Raw genomic sequence first — 2,791 nt, 5'->3', positions numbered from 1 at the left:
CTTCTGCCCAACCTTTTATTACATTTTCCAATGGAAAAGCAGCCGGTTTTTTACGTTGCACTGAGCTATCGAAAACTTCTCCGTGTATATTAGTTCCATGATAATGACATAAAACTGTTTCTGATAAAGCAGGCTTCACTCCTTCTCCCATCGTCATAACTTCGTATAACAATCCACTTTCAGTTTCAATAACTCCTTCTTGTTTTTTATATTCTTCTCGAAAAACTAGACCTTCGTTGAAATTCTTTTCAGCTAACTCTTTTTTACGTTTCAATAATAAATCTGCTACTCCCATACTACAAATTTAAAAGGAATATTAGTCATTTATACAATTTAGTTTACTTTTATTAGAACAATACAACTATAATGAATAAAAAACTATTATCAGTTCTACTTACTATTCTTACAATATCAAGTTTTGGGCAAAATATGGTGAAAGAAATTCCGTTTCGATTAACAAAATACAACAACATTTTAGTACCAGTTATTATTAATCAAAAAGATACGGTGCAATTGATGTTACACACAGGTTCAGACTATATCACTATTATCGAAGATTCGTACAAAAAAATGAAATCTATTGCAATTTCTGATACCTTAAATAATGTGACATCTTGGGCTGGATATTCGGATATGAAAATGAGTCAAAATAATATCGTCAAATTTGGTGAAGAAGAATTCAATCAAATTCCAATTTTTATTGATAAACAATCTGGACATGAAAGCGATGGAAAAATTGGATTGAAGTTTTTTGAAGGTAAATATTTAGAAATAAATTTTGATGAGAACAAATTATATGTGTACGATAAAGCTCCTTCTAAACTCAAAAAGTACATAAAACAGAATTCGAGATATTCACAAGAAACACTTTATATAAAAGCTTTTCCATTAATTGGTAAAAAACCAATTGAAACAGAATTTATGATACACACAGGTTTTTCTGGAGCTTTGATGATTTCGGATGATTTTGCAAAAGAATATAAATTATTAGAAAAATTTGAAATTATTGGAGAATCTAAACTAAGTGATGCAGCTGGAAATGTCATTTTATCGAAAAAATCTATTTTACCAAATTTTGAATTGGCAAATCAAACATTCCAAAATGTACCAATGTCCTTTTTTGATAGTACAATAAAAATTCAACACAAAAATATTATGGGAGGTGATTTGATCAAACGTTTTAATCTAATTCTCAATCCAGAAAAAAATATATTATATGTCAAGAAAAGTAAATATTATAGAGCCGAATATTGTAAATTATAAAAAAATCCACTTCAAAATGAAGTGGATTTTAACTATATATACTATATTTTTATTTAGTTTTGAATTGATTAATTGCGTTAATCGTAAATTCTGATAAAACCAATTCTCCAGAAATTTTGGCACGTTCTATTAATAATTCATCCCAATTTTCTGTTCCTTCCCATGATACTCGTTTCAAATTTTTCATAGCATCAGGACTTGATTTTGCTAATTTTTCTGCTAAAATCTGAATTGATTCGTCCATTTCTACTGCATTTGCAAAAACTTCGGTATACAAACCTTTCTCTTTTGCCCATTGTGCCGATTGAAATTCTGTTGCATTAATTGCCATTTGTGTAAAAGCAGAATTTCCTACTTTACGCTCTACAGCTGGCCCGACAACAAAAGGTCCGATACCAACGGCTAATTCAGAAAGTTTTACAGAAGCAAATTCTGTTGCAAATGTATAATCCGCAGCAGAAGCAATACCAACACCTCCACCTACAGCTTTTCCTTGAATACGAGCTAAGACAAATTTCGGTGCTTTACGCATTGCATTTATTACGGCTGCAAATCCAGAAAAGAATTCTAAACCAGTTTCGCGATCTTTGATTGATATTAATTCGTCAAAAGAAGCTCCAGCACAAAATGTTTTTTCTCCAGCACTTTTCAGAACGATAACTTTTACAGTATCATCGTTTCCTAATTTTTCTATTTCTGCAGCTAAATTTCTTAACTGAACTCCTGGCATTGAATTACTTTGTGGATGATAAAACTCTATTGTTCCAATTCCGTTTTGTAATTCAGATTTTACATAATAATCCATATTAATTTGATAATTTATAAATGTGGTAATGAGCAAATTTAAATAAATCATTCATTATTTGTTTAATATTTTAATCAATACAAACATTAATTAAAGAGATGCTTCGACAAGCTCTGCATGACAAGTTTTTAGCCTAAATCTGCATGAAACAAACTGAAGAATTCTATTAATCTTCTAATTAACAAATTGCCACATTATCACATTATTTTAATCTTGATTTAATTTTTTAACCATTGTCAAAATTGTTGCAATTGCTACAGTTTCGCCAGTTTCATCGTAAATATCAACCAACCAACGTACAATTCCTTTTGCCACATCTTCTTCGTCTTTTTTCTCTTGCGAGATTTTCTCTTTACATGTAAAACGAACTCCAATTGTAGCTCCTGGATAAACAGGTTTTACAAAACGACATTCATCTAAACCATAATTTAATAAAACTGGTCCTTTTTTTGCTTGAACAAATAAACCAGCCGCTTTAGATAAAATGTAATATCCATGTGCAACATTTCCTTCAAAAATAGTTCCTACTAAAGATGTTGCATCAACGTGCGCATAAAAATTATCGCCAGATAAAGCTGCAAATGCATTAATATCTGATTGTTGAATTGTATGTTTTGCCGTAATTAAGGTGTCACCAACTTTTATTTCTTCAAAATATTTTGCGAATGGATGTTTATCATCTTCAATATAATCTGCGCCGTATTGGTATTGTTGTGTAACCGT

General features: G+C 30.3%; 4 protein-coding genes. 1 reads left to right on the top strand and 3 read right to left on the bottom strand.

Annotated elements, in window-relative coordinates:
- On the bottom strand, positions 1-295 hold a 295-nt coding region (locus RSC72_RS15820; RefSeq protein ID WP_332578676.1), incomplete at its 3' end, for an FKBP-type peptidyl-prolyl cis-trans isomerase.
- Between the two features lie 71 nt (positions 296-366).
- On the opposite strand from RSC72_RS15820, the gene RSC72_RS15815 reads away from it, so the two are divergent.
- Positions 367-1,263 (top strand): hypothetical protein, encoded by an 897-nt coding sequence (locus tag RSC72_RS15815; RefSeq protein ID WP_332544853.1) that lies wholly within the window; start codon positions 367-369, stop codon positions 1,261-1,263.
- A gap of 49 nt (positions 1,264-1,312) precedes the next feature.
- On the opposite strand, the gene RSC72_RS15810 is transcribed toward RSC72_RS15815, so the two are convergent.
- Together RSC72_RS15810 and RSC72_RS15805 are read right to left on the bottom strand one after the other, a co-directional pair.
- A complete protein-coding gene (locus RSC72_RS15810; RefSeq protein WP_332544852.1) occupies positions 1,313-2,068 on the bottom strand; it encodes an enoyl-CoA hydratase/isomerase family protein in 756 nt (251 codons plus the stop codon).
- 207 nt (positions 2,069-2,275) lie between these two features.
- Positions 2,276-2,791: MaoC/PaaZ C-terminal domain-containing protein (locus tag RSC72_RS15805; RefSeq protein WP_332578675.1), on the bottom strand; the 516-nt coding region annotated here is incomplete at its 5' end.

The organism is Algoriella sp. (assembly GCF_036647415.1).
Lineage (GTDB): Bacteria > Bacteroidota > Bacteroidia > Flavobacteriales > Weeksellaceae > Empedobacter.
Note: the sequence above shows the minus strand (reverse complement) of the source record. Positions and strands in the feature narration are given on the sequence as shown.

What these genes read in the sequence shown, in the direction of transcription:
- RSC72_RS15815 (WP_332544853.1), top strand. Translation starts at nt 367, where the DNA reads ATGAATAAAAAACTATTATCAGTTCTACTTACTATTCTTACAATATCA.
- RSC72_RS15810 (WP_332544852.1), bottom strand. Translation starts at nt 2,068, where the DNA reads ATGGATTATTATGTAAAATCTGAATTACAAAACGGAATTGGAACAATA.